This is a genomic window from Streptomyces sp. G7(2002), from assembly GCF_028870195.1.
In the GTDB taxonomy this organism is placed as follows: Bacteria; Actinomycetota; Actinomycetes; order Streptomycetales; family Streptomycetaceae; genus Streptomyces; species Streptomyces nigrescens.
The window spans coordinates 3,134,331-3,153,790 of the sequence record NZ_CP102609.1; the positions used below are offsets into that span (position 1 = coordinate 3,134,331).

Annotated in this window: 17 protein-coding genes, 1 other RNA gene and 1 pseudogene; 9 read left to right on the plus strand and 10 right to left on the minus strand. The window is 69.8% G+C overall.

The features are described 5' to 3' along the window. The first annotated feature begins 127 nt into the window (after nt 1-127). Nucleotides 128-1,042: a PE-PPE domain-containing protein gene (locus tag NUT86_RS12860; protein ID WP_274735250.1), complete on the plus strand. Its 915-nt coding sequence runs from the start codon at nt 128-130 to the stop codon at nt 1,040-1,042. A 4-nt stretch (nt 1,043-1,046) separates the two neighbouring features. On the opposite strand, the gene NUT86_RS12865 is transcribed toward NUT86_RS12860, so the two are convergent. Together NUT86_RS12865 and NUT86_RS12870 are read right to left on the minus strand one after the other, a co-directional pair. Further along, nucleotides 1,047-1,709, minus strand: a complete 663-nt coding sequence (locus tag NUT86_RS12865; RefSeq protein ID WP_274735252.1) for a TetR/AcrR family transcriptional regulator — start codon at nt 1,707-1,709, stop codon at nt 1,047-1,049. A gap of 508 nt (nt 1,710-2,217) precedes the next feature. Further along, nucleotides 2,218-2,514, minus strand: a complete 297-nt coding sequence (locus NUT86_RS12870; RefSeq protein ID WP_018093295.1) for a hypothetical protein — start codon at nt 2,512-2,514, stop codon at nt 2,218-2,220. Between the two features lie 422 nt (nt 2,515-2,936). Between NUT86_RS12870 and NUT86_RS12875 the strand changes: the two genes are divergently transcribed. Together NUT86_RS12875 and NUT86_RS12880 are read left to right on the plus strand one after the other, a co-directional pair. Then, nucleotides 2,937-4,367, plus strand: a complete 1,431-nt coding sequence (locus NUT86_RS12875) for a cellulase family glycosylhydrolase (protein ID WP_274735254.1) — start codon at nt 2,937-2,939, stop codon at nt 4,365-4,367. 214 nt (nt 4,368-4,581) lie between these two features. Further along, nucleotides 4,582-5,124, plus strand: coding sequence for a GNAT family N-acetyltransferase (locus tag NUT86_RS12880; RefSeq protein WP_266448974.1), 543 nt, complete (start codon nt 4,582-4,584; stop codon nt 5,122-5,124). Here the strand turns inward: NUT86_RS12880 and NUT86_RS12885 are convergent. From NUT86_RS12885 to NUT86_RS12895, 3 genes and pseudogenes are all read right to left on the minus strand, one after another. Beyond that, a pseudogene (locus tag NUT86_RS12885) lies at nt 5,108-5,335 on the minus strand (IS5 family transposase); the annotation flags it as partial. The gene NUT86_RS12880 and the pseudogene NUT86_RS12885 sit on opposite strands and share 17 nt — an antisense overlap. A 304-nt stretch (nt 5,336-5,639) precedes the next feature. After that, on the minus strand, nt 5,640-6,251 hold the full coding sequence (locus NUT86_RS12890) for a DUF6879 family protein (RefSeq protein WP_109889349.1): 612 nt from the start codon (nt 6,249-6,251) through the stop codon (nt 5,640-5,642). Beyond that, nucleotides 6,244-6,513, minus strand: coding sequence for a hypothetical protein (locus tag NUT86_RS12895; protein WP_078518844.1), 270 nt, complete (start codon nt 6,511-6,513; stop codon nt 6,244-6,246). Before NUT86_RS12895 ends, NUT86_RS12890 begins: the two co-directional genes overlap by 8 nt. Nucleotides 6,514-7,200: 687 nt before the next feature. Here NUT86_RS12895 and NUT86_RS12900 point away from each other — a divergent pair. Further along, nucleotides 7,201-9,327 (plus strand): tetratricopeptide repeat protein, encoded by a 2,127-nt coding sequence (locus tag NUT86_RS12900; protein ID WP_274735258.1) that lies wholly within the window; start codon nt 7,201-7,203, stop codon nt 9,325-9,327. A 127-nt stretch (nt 9,328-9,454) separates the two neighbouring features. On the opposite strand, the gene rnpB is transcribed toward NUT86_RS12900, so the two are convergent. After that, nucleotides 9,455-9,856, minus strand: an RNA gene (gene rnpB / locus NUT86_RS12905) — RNase P RNA component class A. Between the two features lie 145 nt (nt 9,857-10,001). Here rnpB and NUT86_RS12910 point away from each other — a divergent pair. Then, on the plus strand, nt 10,002-10,814 hold the full coding sequence (locus NUT86_RS12910) for a MerR family transcriptional regulator (protein WP_274735260.1): 813 nt from the start codon (nt 10,002-10,004) through the stop codon (nt 10,812-10,814). Continuing rightward, nucleotides 10,811-11,485, plus strand: coding sequence for a hypothetical protein (locus NUT86_RS12915; protein ID WP_274735262.1), 675 nt, complete (start codon nt 10,811-10,813; stop codon nt 11,483-11,485). Before NUT86_RS12910 ends, NUT86_RS12915 begins: the two co-directional genes overlap by 4 nt. Here NUT86_RS12915 and NUT86_RS12920 read toward each other — a convergent pair. Then, nucleotides 11,472-12,977 carry an RNB domain-containing ribonuclease gene (locus NUT86_RS12920; protein WP_159488437.1) on the minus strand — a complete coding sequence of 502 codons (1,506 nt, stop codon included), beginning with the start codon at nt 12,975-12,977 and terminating at the stop codon, nt 11,472-11,474. The two genes, NUT86_RS12915 and NUT86_RS12920, sit on opposite strands and share 14 nt — an antisense overlap. A 148-nt stretch (nt 12,978-13,125) precedes the next feature. On the opposite strand from NUT86_RS12920, the gene yaaA reads away from it, so the two are divergent. Next, nucleotides 13,126-13,923 (plus strand): peroxide stress protein YaaA, encoded by a 798-nt coding sequence (gene yaaA / locus NUT86_RS12925; RefSeq protein ID WP_274735265.1) that lies wholly within the window; start codon nt 13,126-13,128, stop codon nt 13,921-13,923. 88 nt (nt 13,924-14,011) lie between these two features. After that, nucleotides 14,012-14,671: a bifunctional 4-hydroxy-2-oxoglutarate aldolase/2-dehydro-3-deoxy-phosphogluconate aldolase gene (eda, locus tag NUT86_RS12930; RefSeq protein ID WP_159488436.1), complete on the plus strand. Its 660-nt coding sequence runs from the start codon at nt 14,012-14,014 to the stop codon at nt 14,669-14,671. Between the two features lie 130 nt (nt 14,672-14,801). On the opposite strand, the gene NUT86_RS12935 is transcribed toward eda, so the two are convergent. From NUT86_RS12935 to NUT86_RS12945, 3 genes are read right to left on the minus strand one after another with little or no spacing between them, the layout of a single operon-like run. Further along, the gene (locus NUT86_RS12935) at nt 14,802-15,998 is read right to left on the minus strand and encodes a bifunctional RNase H/acid phosphatase (RefSeq protein WP_159488435.1); all 1,197 of its coding nucleotides are present in this window, start codon (nt 15,996-15,998) and stop codon (nt 14,802-14,804) included. 3 nt (nt 15,999-16,001) lie between these two features. Further along, complete coding sequence (locus tag NUT86_RS12940) at nt 16,002-16,745, minus strand: zinc ribbon domain-containing protein (protein WP_190076390.1); 744 nt, start codon at nt 16,743-16,745, stop codon at nt 16,002-16,004. After that, nucleotides 16,742-17,608, minus strand: coding sequence for a Nif3-like dinuclear metal center hexameric protein (locus tag NUT86_RS12945; RefSeq protein WP_274735267.1), 867 nt, complete (start codon nt 17,606-17,608; stop codon nt 16,742-16,744). The genes NUT86_RS12940 and NUT86_RS12945 overlap by 4 nt, the downstream gene beginning before the upstream one ends. A gap of 272 nt (nt 17,609-17,880) precedes the next feature. Between NUT86_RS12945 and NUT86_RS40640 the strand changes: the two genes are divergently transcribed. Continuing rightward, nucleotides 17,881-19,431 carry a hypothetical protein gene (locus NUT86_RS40640; RefSeq protein ID WP_446750761.1) on the plus strand — a complete coding sequence of 517 codons (1,551 nt, stop codon included), beginning with the start codon at nt 17,881-17,883 and terminating at the stop codon, nt 19,429-19,431. The last annotated feature ends 29 nt before the right edge of the window (nt 19,432-19,460 follow it).

The window sequence follows — 19,460 nt, forward strand, 5'->3', positions numbered from 1 at the left end:
GGCGCCCCGCACGCACACCAGACTTTCACGAACACCTCTGTTCGCAGAACCTCTCTCGACGCTACCTTTGGCGTCGCACTGGGCCGGAACTCCCGTTCCCCCCACGCCGATTCGAGACGAGGTGCACATGCGAAGGACCCGCTCGTTACTCGCGATACTTGTCGCGCTGCCCGCCCTGGGGCTGAGCACACCGCAAGCCATGGCCGCCCCACAGGCGCAGACCCGGGCCGACTGCCCGAACACGATGATCTTCGAGGTCGGGGGTCACCTCGATGGCGACGCCACGGTCTATGACCGCAGCAACTCCGCGCTCCCCGAAGGCGTGTCGTTCACAAAAATCCACTACTCGGCTTCCATCGCCCCCTACCCCGGCGACACCAAGACGCTGGACGACTCCGTGGCCGAGGGCATCGCCACGCTCGACGCGGCGGTGAAGAACTTCCACGGCGCATGCTCCGCCAGTCACATGACCATCGCCGGTTACTCGCAGGGCGCGATCGTCGCCGGCGATGAGCTGGCCGCCCTCTCCGGAAGCGATGCCGTCCCGCACGACCAGATCAACGGCGTGCTCTACGGCGATCCCCGGCGGCCCGGTGTGGACGGCGGCCCGGGCGGCATCGAAACGAACCTGCCGACGATCCTGCCGGGCATGACCATGAAGGGGCCGCGCGGCTTCGGCGACCTGACGGTCAAAGAGATCTGCAACACCAACGACGGCATCTGCCACTCCGAGAACCTGATCACGAACCTGGCGTGCTTCGCCAACGGCGTGGTCGGCTACTTCACCGGCGACCACGGTTACGACATCGACCCGCACGCGGTCTCGGGCGGCGGCGACCAGCTCAACCGTCAGGCGCCCAAGGTCCCGCTCTGCGGCCCCGGGCTGCCGGTCCCGAGCAAGACGCCCCACGAACTGTTCAACAACAACCGCACAGCGGCCCGGCATCAGGTGGCCGGATACCGCACGATGGTCACGCCGCTGCTGCCCGCCGGCCTACGGGGTCAACTGGCGCACTTCCCCTGGCTCCCCGTGGCCGGCTAGCGGTTCAGCCAAGGAGCCGTACCGCGAGACGGACGAGCGGATCCTCCAGTCCGCGCAGGCCCTTCAGGTCGTCCGCGACCAGGTGCGCCGTCACCAGCTGCGCAGTGGCCGCGACCAGGGCCTCGCAGCCGAAGCTCCGCTCGTCCGCACCGTCCTCGTCCCCCACGTGGAAGATCTCGGCGAGGGCATCCGCGAACCATCGCTGCCACTCCCTGCGGATGGCCATCGCCTCAGGCCCGGCGGCGTAGACCTCGACGAGGAACAGCCGGGCAAAGGCGGAATGTTCGGTGAGGGTCCGCAGATAGAGGTGCAGCAGTCGGCGGAAGGTTTCCTCCGGGGGCGCCGGCCGGGTTGCCTCCGGAGGGCCGGCCGTCGACTGCCGAGCGGCCTCCAGCAGGCCCGCCAGCTGCTTCGTGGCGGCGTCCAGGGCCTGGATGAAGCAGTCCTCCTTGGAACGGAACTGCTGGTAGAACGTCTCCCGGGACACTCCGGCGCGCCGGATGATCTCGGCGACCGAGGTCCCCACGTACCCCTTGTCCTTCATCGCCTCGGCGGTGGCGGTCAGCATGCGCATCCGCTGCGACATCACCACCTGTTCACGGCTGAGGTGGTGCCGGCCGCTGGGCAGCGGCGCGAACCGGGCAGCATTGCGCGGGGACTCAGCCACTCTTGCCTCCACGTATCGGATCGGGCTCAAGGCGAGGTGGTAATCGCCGTGGCCGACCTCTGATGGTGCCCGATGAGCAGCAGGAACTCGACATCCACGGCCTCGCTCAGGTGCCACGCGGTCGATCGCACGCGGCGGCGTCGAGATCCTGCCACTCGTGCAGCATGTCCGTCGCGGGCATCGCCGTGCCCGGTGGCCGGCTGCGACGGTACGGACGACGATGTGGCCGCGAGGCCCTCCGGGGAGCGACCACCGGTCGATTCTCCGTCTCCGCAGCAACACCCCACGGGGTCCGGATCACGTAAAGAGCCCCTTGACCACAGGTCAGGGGGCTTGGACGGCAGGGGGCTTGCACGGCAGGGGGCTTGGACTGCGGACGAGTCGCGCCAGGCTGGGTGGCCGCACCGGTGCGGCCACCCCTCTCGCAGTTGCCGGTCACGCTGGATGTGCACCGTGCCGTAGGGTCCCCGGCCGCGACTCCGTTCGTCCCAGGGTCGGCGCGGAGTGTTCACATGCCCGGGTGGTCGGGCACGGGTGAGGCGGCGACGGCGTCGGCGAGGATCTGCTCCCGCGTCGAAACAACCAGTCCGTTGAGGGCCTTGGCCAGGTCGAGGACCTCGCCCGGCGTGTCCGGGGTGGCGATCCGGTCGGTCGATTCGTCGAGGAAGGCCATCGCCTCGCGCATGCGGCGGTGAGCTTCGGGGGTTGCGGGAAGCGCGTCGGCTTTGATCAGGTTGAGCATCGTCTCCAAGGCCTCGGCCAACTCGCGGACTGCTTCACGCATCTCGGTTTCATCGAAGTCCATGCCGCATACGATCGCGGATCGGGTGGAAAGACGCCACGCCGCCTGTTTCGGCTGGAGTCACCGGGCGGTGTCAGCGCGAGTACCCGGTACCCCGTACCCCGTACCCAGTACCCCGGTCCAGCGGTCTCGGCTCAGCGGCCGCCAGGACTCGGCGCCCTTGCGTTCGCGGGTCGCAAGCGTCGCCTCGGCGTGGACGCCCGCGGCCATTTCTCGCCCAGAGCCGCCCAGCGCGGCATCACCCGGGAACGGCGAAGGCCCCGAGGAAACCCCGGCGATGACGCCGGGGAAGCCCTTGAAGAAGGAAGCCCGCCAACTCCCGCCAACTCCCGCGCACTCCTGGGAACTTCACCCACCCGCCAGTAGCATCCGGCCGGCGCCAGTAGCACGCCGCCCAAGCAGCCATCCTCGAAAGGGGCTCCTGCATGCGCTTGACCTCCCGCGTCGCCCCCGCCGCCCTCGCCGTGGCAGCCCTCCTGCTCGGCGTCCTCCCCACGCAGGCCCAGGCCGACCCCGACCGCACCCCCGACCGCGCCCCCGACCGGATCACGGTCGGTGACCGCACCTTCATCGCCGACGGCCAAGGCCGCGCGCTCCAGTGGCGCGGCTTCAACCTCGCCGACAAGAACAGCCGAGGCACCCACGCGTTCGCCGACATCCACGAGAGCGACCTCGAAGACATGGCCGCCCGGGGCTTCAACCTCGCGCGCCTCGCGTTCTTCTGGGACGACCTCGAACCCACCCCCGGGCACTACGACCGCGGCTACCTCACCAAGATGCGCCGCATCCTCGACTGGGCCAACCGCTACCACATCAAGGTCATCCTCGACGCCCACCAGGACGTATACGGCCCCCACTTCGGCTCCCGCGGCATCCCCGACTGGGCCACCCGCGACGAGGGGTTACCGTTCTGGCCGATACCCGACGACTGGTTCTCCGAGTACTTCGAGCCATCCGTACAGACCGCCTTCGACCACCTGTACAAGGACGCCGACCTCCGCGCCGCGCACGCTCGCATGTGGATGACGGTCGCCTCCGCCCTGGGCAGGCACCCGGCGCTGCTCGGCTACGACCTGATGAATGAGCCGTTCGCGAAGTTCCTCGAAGGCGAAGACCTCCCCGCCGCCGCGGCCCGCTTCGAGGCCACCGAGCTCACCGAGCTGTGGAACCGCCTCGCCCGGGCGATCCGCCTGGTCGACCACAGGTCGTGGGTATTCGTCGAACCCACCGTCATCGTCGGTCTCGGCGTCCCCACCCGGATGGGCCGCATCGACGACCCGCACGCCGGCTACGCGCCGCACTTCTACGAGACCGGGATGGAAACGGGCGCCGACTACGACCCCAACGGCACCTTCATCCCCGCCTTCGAGGCCGCGATCAGCGACTACCCGACCCGTCACCGCATGCCGGTCATCGTGGGCGAGTGGGGCGGCAACCCCTACGTTCCGCACGCAAGCCAGTTCGTCACCGACATGACGGCCTCCCTGGACCGCTTCGCCAGTGGCTGGACATGGTGGCAGTGGTGCCGGGGCGGCGGCTACTGCTTCCTCGACCAGACGGGCACCGCGAAGCCCAACGCCCAGCTGCTCGTCCAGCCGTACGCCCGGGCCGTCGCGGGCGACCCGCTCAAGTTCGCGTACGCCCCGGCTACACGCACCTACACGCTCACCTTCCGCACCCGCGACAACGCAGAGGGACCCACCCGGATCACCGTGCCCAGGGACACCTACCCAGACGGCTACCGCGTCGACATCCAAGGCAACAAGGCCAGTTGGGACAACCACGGCCAGACCGTCACCGTGAACACCCACGGCAGGGCCAAAGCCACCTACAGGGTCACGATCAGCCCGAGGTAGCCCACCCGATTCGCTCGGGGGCTGCGGCCCGCGGCCCCCGCGTCAACTGACGATGTCCTCGGCGAGGGCGACCACGTGTTTCCACGTCAGCCGCACTCCTCGGCCAGTTCCTTTGGGCAATCCGATACCTGCGACGGGATTGCCTTCCAGATGGCCGTCCTCCACGGCCATCGACAATCTGGCGGAGAGCCCATCTGTGATCCAGAATGCTTGGATGGTCGCGCTTGAGACTCCTCGTTTGATCCTGCGTCGCTGGCGCGAGGAAGACATTGCGCCCATGGCTGCCGTCAATGCCGACCCCGAGGTCATGCGGTGGATCCGTGACGGCAGCGTCCGTGACGAACAGCAGACTCGCGGCGGGGTCCAGGCATGGGAGAGCGAGTGGGAGTCACAGGGCTTCGGCCTGTTCGCCGTGGAGATCCGGTCCACCGGCGAGCTGGCCGGGTTCACCGGCCTTTCCGTGCCCGACTTCTTGCCTGAGGTACTGCCGGCTGTTGAGATCGGCTGGCGGCTGGGACGTTCCCACTGGGGGCAGGGCTTGGCCACCGAGGCCGCCGCGGCCGCCGTACGGTTCGGGTTCGAAGAGCGAGGGCTGGAGCGGATCGTCAGCATCACTCAAGTGGGCAACGACGCCTCCGAACGGATCATGACCAAACTGGGGATGCATCCGGTCCGTGAGACCGTCAATCCCACCCACGGTCGACGAGTACGGGTGTACGAGTTGTCGTCGGACCAGTACGTCACAACCACTCGTTGATGGCGGCAACGAGGACGGTAGCCCCGTAGCGGACCTTGAGTTTGTCGTACCTGGTGGCCACGGCTCGACGTCTCTTGAGGCGATTGATGCCGCACTCGACCGCGTGCCGGGCCTTGTAGTCCTCTGGGTCGAATTTCGGTGGCCGGCCACCGCTGGACCCGCGCTTCTTGCGGTTGCGGACCTGATCGGCCTTGTCCGGAATGGTGCAGCGGGCAACAACGGCTCCAGCACCGCCCATTGCTCGTCCGTCAGATCTCCGCGTGCCACGAACCAAGAGCACCCCACGACCAAGATCTACTTTCGATACACGCCCCAGTAGCAAAACCGGGCCGGGCGCTCCGCACACCATGCGGGGCGCCCGGCCCGTCTCCGTCGTCGCCGCTGGACTGCCGGTGCGGCGCGGCGCCTGGTCGCCGCCAGCAAGCGGCGGCGGCCATGTGCCAGGACGCGTTCGGCTTCCCCAAACCGCGCGAGCACGTCCTCGCGCAAGCGAATCCCCACCCCGGAGGAATCACTCAATGAACGACCGACGGAGGGTCGAGTGGCGCAATTTCCCGATTGAAGAACTCTGTGAAATCTTCCCCTCGATGATAAAGCGCATCGAAGCCTGCGGAAGTTTCTTCAATTGCCACTTGATCCGCGATTCGATTGGCTCCCGCCGCATTCCCGTCGTCGTCATAAACCACCTCGTACATGACCTCATCGCCAAGGATCACAACCTCTGGCACAAGGTGATCGACTTCGATATCTGAGATTTTTCGGGCATCCATCACTCGGATACTATCGCCCAATTCCACCCGTAGGCGAAGCACGAACAATTCCCACTGTACGTACGGAGTGACAGGGAACTGCACTACGCGAAGCCGACGCTCCAGAATGCCGAGCTCAGCAGCCTTCTGGAACTGGGCGGCATAGATTTCACGCTTCTCCTCAATCAAGGAAAGCGCTCTATTCCACTCGCCGGCGGCGAAGGCTTCCCAGCTAGGAAAACCTCGCTCCTTGAAATTCTGCCCACGCTCGAGCTTACTCAAGGAGCGGATGCCGCTCTCATATTGGCAGCGAAAGTCCTCATGATAGCTTGGCCGATCCAAATACTCTGAGGTACTGCGCTGGAACGACTCAAACACTTGGAATATCCGGCTTCGCCGCGACCATCATGCTCCTCGGGATGACCACGAGTCGCTCGTCGGCGCCTACCGATACACCTGCCGGAAGGCTTTTCCCGAGCGAGTCTGTTAGATCTCTACCGATGATGGCGACATCTCCATTCTCTAGCTCCCAGATGTCGGGACAGTCGGGATTATCTGTTGTATGCCCTAACTCCTGCGGGGATTTCCCTAGCCGCCTTTTGAACCGCGTTGCAGGGTCAGCTTCCCACGGCCTGGCCACAACCACCCCTCTCTTTCAGACATTCCAGAGCGCTGTGAGCTTAGTGCCTGAAGCCCCATGCAGCTAGAGCAAACACTAGGTTTACGCAGGAAAAATGGACCATGGCATATGCCATGGGAAAATCCCATCGAGGCTCGCTTGCCCGTTCAGTTTGGCGGTGCAACGATGCTGACCTTGAGCGCCGCACGGCCCTCACGATCTCGTCGGTCTGATTTATAGACTTATAGCGGAAAACTAGAGCAGTGGCGATTCAGCTGGGGGAGCTATGGGTCCGGAATTAACATCGTTCACACAAACCGCTGGAACCACCTCAGTCACTCTGATGGCAACTGATGCCTGGCAACACACCCGCGACGGATTAACTCGCCTGTGGCAGCGCCTGCAGCCCGACAGAGCGCAAATTGTTTCCGATGAATTGGACGCAAGTCGCGAAGAAGTACTGCGCGCCCACTCGGCAGCTGACCAAGAGATGCTGAGTGAATTGCGCTTGCGGTGGCAGGGGTACCTCCGCCGGCTGTTGCTCACCCAGCGAGAGGCCGTTGAGAACCTTCGCAGGTTGCTTGGCGGGGTCGGTCCGGAAGTCGCTACGCACGCTGCACAGATCACTCAGCACGGAACTGCATCCGGGCGAGCACGGATCCATCAAGCTGGCCGAGACATGCACATCAGCGAACGATGAGAGGTGCGATGGACGGCCATGCCGAAGATGACGGCCGCGTCTACCAATCATCGCGTGACCAACACATCAGCGAGTACCACTATCACGGCAGCGATGAACCTGGCTCGGCCGGCCCGGACTCAGTTCGACGCCCGGCAGTGGGCCGAGCACCCGTGGTTTTGCGCGACCGCGCCGAAGTGCTCGAGCGCTTACGGGCGAGTGTCGCGGAAGAGGATGGCGGTCAAGCCTTCGTTCTTCACGGCATGGGAGGCTGCGGCAAGACTGCTGTCGCTCACGCCTTCTTTCAATTCGCCACGGAGGTCAGCGGTCGTGTCGGCCTATGGGTGAACGCCTCCGACCGTGCGAGCCTGCGCTCCGGCATGCTCGCCGTTGCCGCTGACCGTGGTGCCACAGACGGCGAGCTATTGGCTGCTCGCAACGGACTGCGGCCTGGAGCCGACCTCGTGTGGGAACACCTCGACCGATCCGCTGAGCCGTGGCTGCTGGTACTGGACAACGCAGATGATCCCGAGATTTTGCGGGATGGAAGCTGGCTGCGTACCAGCCCTGGCGGCATCGTGGTGGTCACGACACGGCGTGCGGCTGCTCGCTGGTGGCCAGGAGCGGAGTTGCAGCATATTGGGGTACTACCGCGGGAAGACGCTGCACGGGTGCTGTGCGACCTGGCGCCGCAGAGCGGCACGTTGAAGCAGGCTTCGGCGATCGCGGACAGGCTCGGCCGACTACCGCTCGCGCTGACGCTGGCCGGCGGCTTCCTGTCCCACCAAGTGCTCGACCCCTGGACGATGGACGCCTATAGACGACACCTCGAGGAAGGCGAGCGTGTCGAACTCATCGACCAAGGAGCTGACCTCTTGTCGGATACAGATCCACGTCACCTGGTAGGGCGTACTTGGCAACTCACGCTCGACGCATTCGAAGCTCGCGGCCTGCCCGAGGCAGTGTCACTGCTTCGCTTGCTTGCCCGTTTCGCTTCGGAGCCGCTGCCGCTGACCTTACTGAATCGTCCTGAAATCAGTGGTGTCCTCCCTCGGGCTCGCACTGAAACGGCACTGCGAGCGTTGCTCGACCAATCGCTTACTGAACTGGTTAACGTTGGCGTGCGGTGTATTCAAAGCCACGGCGTACTGCTCGATAGCGTCGCTTCCGCCACGCCATCAGATTCGCTTAGCACCCTCAACTCAACAGCCTGCCGACTGTTGGATGCCGCGATTCCTAAACTGCCTGACGCCGGCCCGGAAGACCCGCATCTACGGCTTCTCAGCCCTCACGTCATCGCCTTGTTGCAGCGTGGCGCGAATTCCGCAACAACGGCCGATTTGGTGGATATCGCGACCCGCCTGGCCACTGCTCTCCATCGCACTGGGGACTACCTGTCTGCCTGGGAGGCCGCCCATAATACGGTGGCACTTTCGGAGCAAATCCTCGGTTCGGAGCATCGCTTGGTTTTGGCCGCGCGTTCCAGGGCGGGGCGAGCACTGTTCCGGCTGGGAAAGTATTCCGAGGCCGAGCCACTGCTACGCCAGGTCCGAAGCACTCAGGAGCGGCTGTTTGGAGCCCATGATCCGGACACTCTGGACAGCAGCCACGGACTTCAACTAGTGCTTGGAAACCTCGGTAAACAGGCGGAAGCTCTGTCCTTGCTCCACGCCACGATTGCGGGCCGACAATCGTCACTCGGGCCTGCCCATCCATTGACACTGCGCTCCCGGGCCAGCCTGCTCACGATACTGTCGGCGGCCGAACTCGAAAGGGAAGATAACTCTGCATTGCTCTCCCTGCCTTCGGAATGTGAGCGGCACCTCGGCCCGGACCACACGGTCACGCTGGGAGCAAGACACAACCATTCCTGGGCACTTTACGTACTCGGGCACTTCAACGAGGCCGATGAGGAGATTCGGCTGGTCGCGGACACATATGAACGTCGCTTCGGGTCCGATTACCCCATCGCACTTTCGGCGCAACAGCTATATGCTCGAATTCAACATAAACTCGGAAACTTTGAGGCGGCGGTAAGCCTCATGAATGACGTCACGGAAAGGCGGACGAACAGTCTCGGCGCGGGTCACCCTTTTACAGCTGCCAGCAGGAAGGTGCTTGCTGAGCTCAGGGAAAATCCGCGAACTGCGCCCTGATTCATATATCAGCGGCTCAGCGCACATCCCCACGGGAACTCCCCGGAAACCGCAGGCCAGGGAGGAAATCCGGCTGAATGCACAACGGCCCCGGCCAGGGCATTTGCCCTGGGCAGAGCCGTGATGGCGGACGAGTCGGCCTGTACGCCGGGTTCTGTCGCCCCCGGTCCTTGCGGGCCGGGGGGAGACGGCCATCCATCTAGGGCTGTCGTTGCCGGCAGCCTCGTGCGGTCTACCCGCGGACTCGGGCGGGCAGCCCTCGGTCGTCCGCGCAGGGGCATCAGCCGATGCCCCCTCTTGACCTTGCTCCGGGTGGGGTTTACCTAGCCCTCCGAGTCACCTCGGAGGCTGGTGGTCTCTTACACCACCGTTTCACCCTTACCGGAGACCGAAGCCTCCGGCGGTTTGCTTTCTGTGGCACTGTCCCGCGGGTCACCCCGGGTGGGCGTTACCCACCACCCTGCCCTGTGGAGCCCGGACGTTCCTCGGGAGGATCGTGAGATCCCCACGCGGCCGTCCGGCCGGCTCGTCCGCCGTGCCGACCATGCTACCCGTCGGGAGCAGCTGCCCCGGCCAGGCCCGTTCCCGCGCCCACGCTTCCGCCCGCCGCCCGTGCCCGTGCCCGGCGGAAGCGTGCTTGACCTTGTCGCAGCGGCAACGTTTCTACTGAGCGCATGAGAATCGGTGAGCTTGCAGGTCTGATCGGTGTCAGCACCCGTGCCGTGCGCCACTACCACCATCTGGGGCTGCTGCCCGAGCCGGAGCGGCGTGCCAATGGCTACCGGGACTACGGGCTGCGGGACGCGGTGGCGCTCGCGCGGGTGCGGCGGCTGACGGAGCTGGGGCTCGGGCTGGACGAGGTGCGGGACGTCCTGGCCGACGACGCGGGGCGTGAGCTGCACGAGGTGCTGGACGAGCTGGATGCGGATCTGGCCCGTCAGGAAGAGGAGCTGCGGGCGCGGCGGGCGCGGCTGGCCGCCGTGCGGCGGCAGGCCGAGGAGCACGGCGGGCTGGCTGCCGAGGGCCCCGTGTCGGACGAACTGGCGGCGCTGTTCGCGGAGATGGCGCGTACCTCGGCCGCACGGCCGGGCCCCGAGTCCGCCATGGCGTCGAAGGAGCGGGAGGTGCTGGCGCTGCTGGAGTCGATGGGAGGGGAGGAGGGGAACAAGCGGATGGTGGAGCTGATCGGGGAGATGGCCACGGCGCCGGGGGCGATCGAGCGGACGTACGAGGTGTACGGGTTGCTCGATGCGCTGGTGGAGGCCGGGACGGACGATCCGCGGGTGGAAGAGGCCGCGCGGGCGCTCGCCGACTGCATTCCGGACGCGGTGATCGCGGAGGTCGACAGGGAGCAGTGGGAGCGGGCGGCCGGGCCGGGCGCCGAGGTGGACGGCGGTTTCCTGGCGGCGTACTACGGGCACTTCGCGCCCGCCCAGGCCCGGGCCGTACGCCGGGCGATCCAGCTGGTCGCGGAGCGTGCGCGATGAGCCGGGGTACCGCGCTGCGCCGGCTGGCCGCCCATGAGGGGCGGTGGATGGTGAGCCTGGGCTGGTGGGTGGCCCGGCGGCGGATCGGGGTGGCGCCGGGTGAGCGGGCCCTGGGGTATGCGGGGGCGCAGGCGGCGCTCGTCTACGGGCTGACGTTCGCGTGTGTGGTGGAGACGGTCGGGCTCGGTGTGCTGCTGGCCGGTAAGGCGGTGGTGCACGAGGTGATGCTGTTCGTCGATGTCTACACGGTGCTGACGGTCCTGGGGCTCCAGGCGGCGGCGGTGACCCGGCCGCATGTGCTGGGGGCGGAGGTGCTGCGGCTGCGGGACGGCGCGCGCCGGGAGATACGGATTCCGCTGGAGCGGATCGCCTCCGTGCGCTACGACCTCCGGTTCACCAAGGAGCGGGACAAGAACGGCGACGTGGCCGAGCTGGCGGTCGGGGGGCAGACCTCGGTCACCGTCGAGCTGTCCGAACCGGTGGTGGCCGTCCGGCTGTTGGGGCAGCGGGAGACCCTCCGTACGGTGCGCTTCCACGCCGATGAGGCGCGGGCGGCGGTGGCGGCCGTACGGGCAGCGATGGCGGCACGGGGAGGGACGCCGCAAGGGGATGCGGTGCCGGACGGGGATGCGGTGCCGGAAGCGGGCGGGGCCCCGGTCAGGCAGGGGTGAAGCGGACCGGGTGGTGGCCCGGTTCGGCCTCGGCGAGGCGGACCGGGATGCGGTGGCCGAGGGGCAGCGCGGGACCTTCCGGGGCGGTTTCGACGGTGCCGATGACGGCCGGGTCGTAGAGGTGGACGGTGCCGTGGGTGGGGTCCTTCTCCTGGATCTCGACGACCAGCGCCTCGAAGATCTCGCCGACCCGGTCGCGCAGCAGCGCCGCCTCGACGAGGTCGACGCAGGCCCGCTCCACCTGGTTGGCGCGCTGGGTGCCCAGCTCCATCTCCCGGGGCAGCGCGGGCAGCGCGGTGCGGACCCAGTCGGGCGGTGCGGCGCCGGCCGAGGCGGCCAGGCACAGCTCGGAGGTGTAGCGGTCGACCAGGCGCCGCAGCGGCGCGGTGGCGTGCGCGTAGGGGGCGGCGACGGCGGCGTGCAGGGCCTCGGCGGCAGGGGGCGCCGTGCCGTCGAAGACGGTGTAGCCGGCGCCGCGCAGCAGGGCGGTGCACTCCTGGAGGAAGGCGGCGTGGGTGGCGCGACGCGGGTCGAGGGTGCGGATCAGCGCCGCGTACGAGGTGTGGTGGGGCCAGTCGACGCCGAGCGCACGGGCGGTCAGCCGGAGCCGGGCGACCGAGCCGTCCGGGGCGGTCGGCAGCGTACGGAGGATGCCGGTGCCGGAGGCCAGCATCAGCTCGGCCGCGGCCATGCCGGTGAGCAGGGAGATCTGCGCGTTCCAGGCGTAGGCCGGGAGGGGGGCGCGGTATTCGAGGGTGTAGCAGCCGTCCTGCTCGACGATCTCCTGCTCGGGGACGTTCAGGGATATCGCGCCCCGGGCGACCTCCCGCTCCTCCCGCAGCTGTCCGATCTCGCGCAGCAGGGCGAGGGGCTCCTCGGCCGTGTCGTCGTCGAGGATCCGCTGGACGCCCGCGTAGTCCAGCTTGGCGCGCGAGCGGACCAGGGCGCGGCGTACGGAGGTGCCGGTCAGGTCGCCGTCCGCGTCGAGGTCGAGCTGCCACAGGACGGCCGGGCGGTCCCGGTCGGGCAGCAGGCTGGCGGCGCCCTCGCTGAGCACGTACGGGTGCAGCGGGACCCGCTCGTCGGGGAAGTAGAGGGTCGTCACACGGTGGTGCGCCTCGGCGTCCAGGGCCCCGCCGGGGGTCACGAAGGAGGCGGCATCGGCGATGGCGTAGTGGACGCGGTAGCCGCCCCTGGCCTTCGACCCGCGCGGCGCCGGGCGGCGGGACAGGAACATCGCCTGGTCGAGATCGAGGGAGCCGGGCGGATCGATGGTGAAGAGGGGCAGGTCGGTGGCGTCCTCCAGGGTGTGCTCGGTCGCCACGGCACCGTCGGCGGCGGGGATCCGCGGGGCGCGGGCCGCGCTCTCCGCCTCGGCCTGTGCCGTGGGCGGGAAGTGGTCCGGGATCTCCAGCCGGCCGCGCAGCTCATGCAGCGCGACACGCAGCGGGGCCTCGGCTGCGTCGGTCACATGCATATGGAGACGGGGCATGACACCGAGCGTATGGCGGGCGGCCGCTCCCGGCGCGCCGTACGGTGCCGCCCCTGGCCGGGGCCCGGCCGGTCTCGCCCGGCCGCCGCAGGCTCTACGCTTTTCCGGGGCCGCACCCCCGCCCGTACCGCCGTGAAGGAGAAACACCGTGCTCGTGCTGTTGCCGCCGTCCGAAGGGAAGGCCTCCGCGGAGGCCGGGGCTCCGCTGGACACCGGTGCGCTGTCGCTGCCGGGGCTGACCGCGGCGCGCGAGACGGTGCTGGAGGAGCTCGTCGAGCTGTGCGCGGCGGACGAGACCAAGGCCCAGGAGGTGCTCGGGCTCAGCGAGGGCCTCAAGGGCGAGATCGCCAAGAACGCGGGGCTGCGGACGGCGGGGACCCGGCCGGCCGGGGAGATCTACACCGGGGTGCTCTACGACGCGCTCGGCCTGGCGTCGCTGGACGCGGCGGCGCGGCAGCGGGCCGAGCGGTCGCTGCTGGTGTTCTCGGGGCTGTGGGGCGCGGTACGGATCGGTGACCGGATTCCGTCGTACCGCTGCTCGATGGGGGTGAAGCTGCCGGGGCTCGGTGCGCTGGGCGCGTACTGGCGGGCGCCGATGGCGGAGGTGCTGCCGGAGGCCGCCGGGGAGGGCCTGGTGCTGGATCTGCGGTCGGCGGCGTATGCGACGGCGTGGAAGCCCAAGGGTGAGGTGGCGGGGCGGACCGCGACGGTGCGGGTGCTGCAGTCGAAGATCGTGGCCGGGGTGGAGAAGCGGTCGGTGGTCAGCCACTTCAACAAGGCGACGAAGGGGCGGCTGGTGCGGGATCTGCTGTCGGCGGGGCTCGATCCGGACGGTCCGGCGGAGCTGGTGGCGGCGCTGCGGGAGCTGGGTTACGCGGTGGAGGCGCAGGCCCCCGCGAAGGGCGGCAAGGCGTGGGCGGTCGATGTGATCGTGACGGAGCTGTAGGCGGGGCCTGGCCGCGTTCAGGGAGCCATAACCACCCCGTTGCAGCATGTGCAACGGTCGTTGCGGAGAGTGGGCGGCCGGGCGCACTATGGGCGGCGTGACCAGCGCCGCCTCCTCCCCCGCGCCCTCCTCCCCCTCGGTTCTCGGGCTCGCCCCCGTCATCCCGGTCGTCGTGCTGCACGACGCCGACGACGCCGTACCGCTCGCCCGTGCGCTCGTCGCGGGCGGACTGCCCGCGATCGAGGTGACCCTGCGGACGCCCGCGGCGCTGGAAGCGATCCGGGCCGTCTCCGAGGAAGTCCCCGAAGCGGTGATCGGCGCGGGCACCCTGCTCGCCCCCGGGCAGGTCGAGGCCGCCCTCGCGGCCGGCTCCCGCTTCCTGGTGAGCCCCGGCTGGTCGCCGCGGCTGCTGGGCGCGATGAAGGACTCCGGGGTGCCGTTCCTGCCGGGCGTCTCGACGGTTTCGGAGGTGGTGACCCTGCTGGACGAGGGCGTCACCGAGATGAAGTTCTTCCCGGCGGAGGCGGCGGGCGGCACCCCCTACCTCCACTCGCTGGCCTCGCCCCTCCCCCAGGCCCGCTTCTGCCCGACCGGCGGGATCGGCCTGGCGTCGGCGCCGTCCTATCTGGCGCTGCCCAACGTCGGCTGCGTCGGCGGCACCTGGATGCTGCCGGCCGACGCGCTGGCCGCGAAGGACTGGGACCGGGTGCGCCAACTCGCCCAGGAGGCGGCGGCATTGGCGGCCTGACGGCGGTACGTACGCGAAAGGGCCCGGCGCCTCGGTCGTCCGAGGTGCCGGGCCCTACGCGTACGGCGGAGACGCGGCGGGCGTACGGGACGCCCCGCTACCGCAGATGTGCGGGCATACGGGACGCCCGCTACCGCAGATGTGAGGTGTCGTTCAGCAGCCGCACCGAGGCGTTGCCGTCGGAGAAGTAGGCGACCGCGGAGAGCGATGCCGCGGAGAGCTCCATCCGGAACAGCGACTCCGGCGGGGCGCCCAGCGCCAGCCGGACCAGCGTCTTGACCGGTGTCACATGCGTGACCAGCAGCACCGTCCTGCCCGCGTACCGGGCGAGGAGCTTGTCGCGGGCGACGGCGACCCGGCGGGCGACCGCCGCGAAGGACTCGCCGCCTCCCGTGGGCGCCACCCTGGCGGAGCCGAGCCAGGCGTCGAGGTCCTCGGGGAAGCGCTCGCGCACCTCGGCGAAGGTCAGCCCCTCCCATGCCCCGAAGTCGGTCTCGCGCAGGCCCTCCTCGATACGGACCTCCAGGCCGAGCCGGGCCGCGACCGCCTCGGCGGTCTCCCGGCAGCGCCGCAGCGGGGAGCTGACGACGGCCTGGATCGTGCCCCGGGCGGCGAGCGCGGCGGCGGTCGCCTCGGCCTGGCGGCGCCCGGCGGCGGACAGCTCGGGGTCGGTGCCGCCGCTGCCCGAGAACCGCTTCTCGGGCGTCAGCGCGGTCTCGCCGTGCCGCAGCAGGACGAAGGTCGCGGGCGGACCGAGGTCGGGGGCGCCCCAGCCGGCCGGCGGGGCACTCGGGGCCGCGTCCGCCGCCTCCGCCGACTCGGCGGCCTCATCGGCGGCCCGGGCGGCGGCGCTGCGGGCGGGGGCTGCGGCGGTGGCGAGCGCCGCCCTGGAGTCGCGCGGCTCCCACTGCTTGCCGATCTTCCCGGCGTCCATCGCCTCGTTGGCGAGCCGGTCGGCGTGCTTGTTCTGCGCGCGGGGGATCCACTCGTAGGTCACCCGGTCGGGCGGGAAGACCGACCGGGCCTCGGCGGCCAGCGGCTTCATGTCCGGGTGCTTGATCTTCCAGCGCCCGGACATCTGCTCGACGACGAGCTTGGAGTCCATCCGCACCCGGACGCACGCCTGCGGATCGAGGGCGTGCGCCGCCCGCAGACCGGCCACCAGCCCCTTGTACTCGGCGACGTTGTTGGTCGCGGTGCCGATGAACTCGGCGGCCTCGGCCAGCGCCTCGCCGGTCTCCGGGTCCAGGACGACCGCGCCGTAGCCGGCCGGCCCCGGGTTGCCCCGGGAGCCACCGTCCGCCTCGACGATCAGCGTGCGTGCCACGGCCTACAGACCCGAGTCGGGCGTGCGGACCAGGATGCGGCTGCAGTTCTCGCAGCGCAGGACGGCGTCGGCGGCGGCCGCGCGCACGTCGTTGACCTCGGTGATGTTCAGCTCCAGCCGGCAGCCCTCGCAGCGGCGCTGGTAGAGGCGGGCCGCGCCGACGCCGCCCTCCTTGGCGCGGATCTTGTCGTAGAGCTTGAGCAGATCGGCCGGGATGTCGGCGACGGTCAGCTCGCGCTCCTTGGAGACCGTCGCGCGCTCGGCGTCGATCTCGGCGTAGGCGGCGTCCCGGCGCGTGGTGGCGTCGTCGACCTTGGCCTGGATGGCCTCGGCCCGGGCGGTGAGCTCGGTGACCCGCTCCTGGGCGGCCTCCCGGCGCTCCATGACCTCCAGGACGACGTCCTCCAGGTCGGCCTGGCGCTTGGCCAGCGAGGTCAGTTCGCGCTGGAGGTTCTCCAGGTCCTTGGGGGAGGTGACGGCACCGGAGTCGAGGCGCTTCTGGTCGCGGGCGGCGCGCTGGCGCACCTGGTCCACGTCCTGTTCGGCCTTGGTCTGCTCGCGGCTGGTGTCGCTCTCCTCGGTCTGCGCGGCGACGAGCAGGTCGCGCTGCTGGATGAGGTCGGCCTCCAGGGTCTGCAGCTCGGCCAGCTCGGGGAGGTTGTTGCCCCGGTGGGCGAGCTGGGTGAGCCTCACGTCCAGGGCCTGGACGTCGAGGAGGCGGATCTGGTCGGCGGGCGCGGCGTTCAGCGTGGGGCTCCTGTGGTGTGCGTCGGGGTGACGAGTCGGGTGGACGCCGCGTGGGCGGTCCAGGGATCGGTGACCGTACGGGAGACATGCGTACGCAGTCCCCAGTCGTGCCGGTCGGAGACCGCGTCGAGCTGGGCCGCGGCCTGCTCGCACCACGGCCATTCGGTGGCCCAGTGGGCGGCGTCGAGCAGCGCCAGCGGGCTCTTCTGGGTGGCCTCGGAGGCTGGGTGGTGGCGCAGATCGGCGGTGAGGAACGCATCCACACCGGCCGCCCGTACGTCGTCGAAGAGGCTGTCGCCGGAGCCGCCGGAGACGGCGAGGGTCCGGATCTCGCGGTCCGGGTCGCCGGCCGCCCGGATGCCCTGCGCGGTGGCGGGCAGCCGCTCGGCGGCGTGGGCGGCGAGCTCGGCCAGCGTCATCGGATGCGGCAGCTCACAGATCCGGCCCAGGCCGCGGCGGCCCGCCGGATCGCTCGGGTCCGGGACCAGGGGGCCGACGATGCGCAGGTCCAGGGCGCCGGCCAGGGCGTCGGAGACACCGGGGTCGGCGGTGTCGGCGTTGGTGTGCGCGACATGCAGGGCGATGTCGTGCTTGATGAGGGTGTGGACGACCCTGCCCTTGAAGGTCGAGGCCGCGACCGTCGTCGTACCGCGCAGATAGAGCGGATGGTGGGTGACGAGGAGGTCGGCGCCGAGCTTCACCGCCTCGTCGACGATTTCCTGGACCGGGTCGACGGCGAACAGCACACGGCGGACCTCGGCGCCGGGATCTCCGCAGACCGTGCCGACGGCGTCCCACCCTTCGGCCCGCTCGGGGGGCCAGAGGGCGTCGAGCGCGGTGAGGACTTCAGACAGTACGGGCACGGGTGGAAGGTTACCTCCCGGCTGTGACATGGCGTCGGGTCCTCCGGTCCTCTCCCCCGCCGCCCTCCCCTCCGGGGAGCCCGGGCCCGCACCGCGTGAGCCCACTCGGGCCCGCCGTGACCGGCCCGGGGCGGACCTCCGGAGCACAACCACCCCGCCGGGCACCGGCGAACCGGACAACTGCCACCCTTATGCGTGAAGTGCGACAACTTGCAGCGTTCGGCCGGAAGTACGAAAACTAGCTTCGGTTGCCGACTGGAGGTGACCACTCGATGACGATCTGTGCCACTGAGGACACCATGGCGCCGGCCGGCCCGCTCGCCGGGCGCCTGACGATCGCCGCCGACGGCTCGTACGCCGCCCGGCTCGCCCGGCACGACGACGCCGCCGGAAGCTGGTTCCCGGAGCGCTGGACACTGAGCGGCCCCGAGCCGTACGCCGTACCGCTGCAGGGCACCCAGCCCGAGGAGCCGGACAGCGCACTGCTGCCGCTCACGGACGGACGGGTGCTGATCCTGCGCCGGGTCGCCGACCGCTTCGCCGTCTCCCTGCTCTACCCGGCGGGCCCCGGAACCGGCGAACTCCTACTGGGCGCCGTGGCCACCCCCCGGCTGACCCTGCTGCCGCCCGCCCCCGGCGGGACCCTCGCCTACGCCCTCGCGCCCGAGGCGGACCACACCACGCTGTGGCGGGTGCACGGCGGGGCGAACGGGCCGGAGCGGGTCACCCGGATCCCGGGCCGCTGCACGGGCGGCGCATGGCTGGACCGCGGCGGCCGACTGCTGGCGCTGGACCGGGAGTTGGACGGCCGGACCAAGACCGTGGTGGTCGACCTGGAGCGGGGCGGCGAGACCGCCCTGCTGCTGCAGATCACCGAGGAGAGCAACGACCGGCTGCTGCTGGCCGATCCGGACAGCGGGCTGCTGCTCCTGCGCTCGGACGCCCCGGGGTACGACCGGCTGGGCTGGGGCGTCCTGGGCAGCAGCCTGCCGGTGCGCTTCCCGGAGTGCCTGCGGCCCACGGGCGGGACACTCACGCCTTTCGCCGTGCAACCGGGGCAGATGCTGGCACCGGAGAGCTGCGCGGTGGCGTTCCGGATGACCGCGGCGAGCGGCACCTGGCTGGGCGTCTGGCGGCCCTCGGAGCGGCAGTTGCGGCAGTACCCGGCACCGGAGGGCTGGCTGCCGGGCACCGGGCTGTGGACGGCGGACGGCGAACTGCTGCTGCCGTACGCGACGGAGGCGGAGCCGTGCGGGGTGGCGCGGATGGGGGTGCCGGGGGTGCCAGGGGTGCCGGGGGAGGTGGTGGAGCCGGTGGGGGCGGTGCTGCCCGTGCAGCCGGTGGGGGCGGTGGAGCCGGTGCGGGTTGTGGGCCCGATGGGGCCGGTGAGGCAGGTGGAGCCGCTGCGGACTGCGGGGCAGGTGGAGCCGACATGGGCCGGGGCCGGGAAGCCGATGGGCCCGATGGGGCCGATGGGGCCGCATCGGTCGGCTGGGCCGGAGCAACGGCCGGCACAACCGCCGGTGGAGCCCCTTGAGCCCCTGGAGCCCCTGGAGCCCCTGGAGGCAGTGGAGGGGCCACCCTCCGGGGAGGCCGCCGAGAGCGGCGGGGGGATTGTCCCGGATGCAGGGGATGCCGACAACCGCTCCACAGCATCTGCACAACCTTCAGCCACGGACGCGGAACCGCAGCACATCCCCGGACATCCCCAAATGTGCAGGCCAGTTCCCTTGCAAGAGGCACCTCTGGCGGCCCGCCAGACCCGGTGGAGCGTGATTTCCGGCCCCGTTAGAATTTCGGGCGGGGGCTGCGCAGCCGGTTGACCGGCCACCGGCAGTGCCGCTCGGGAGCA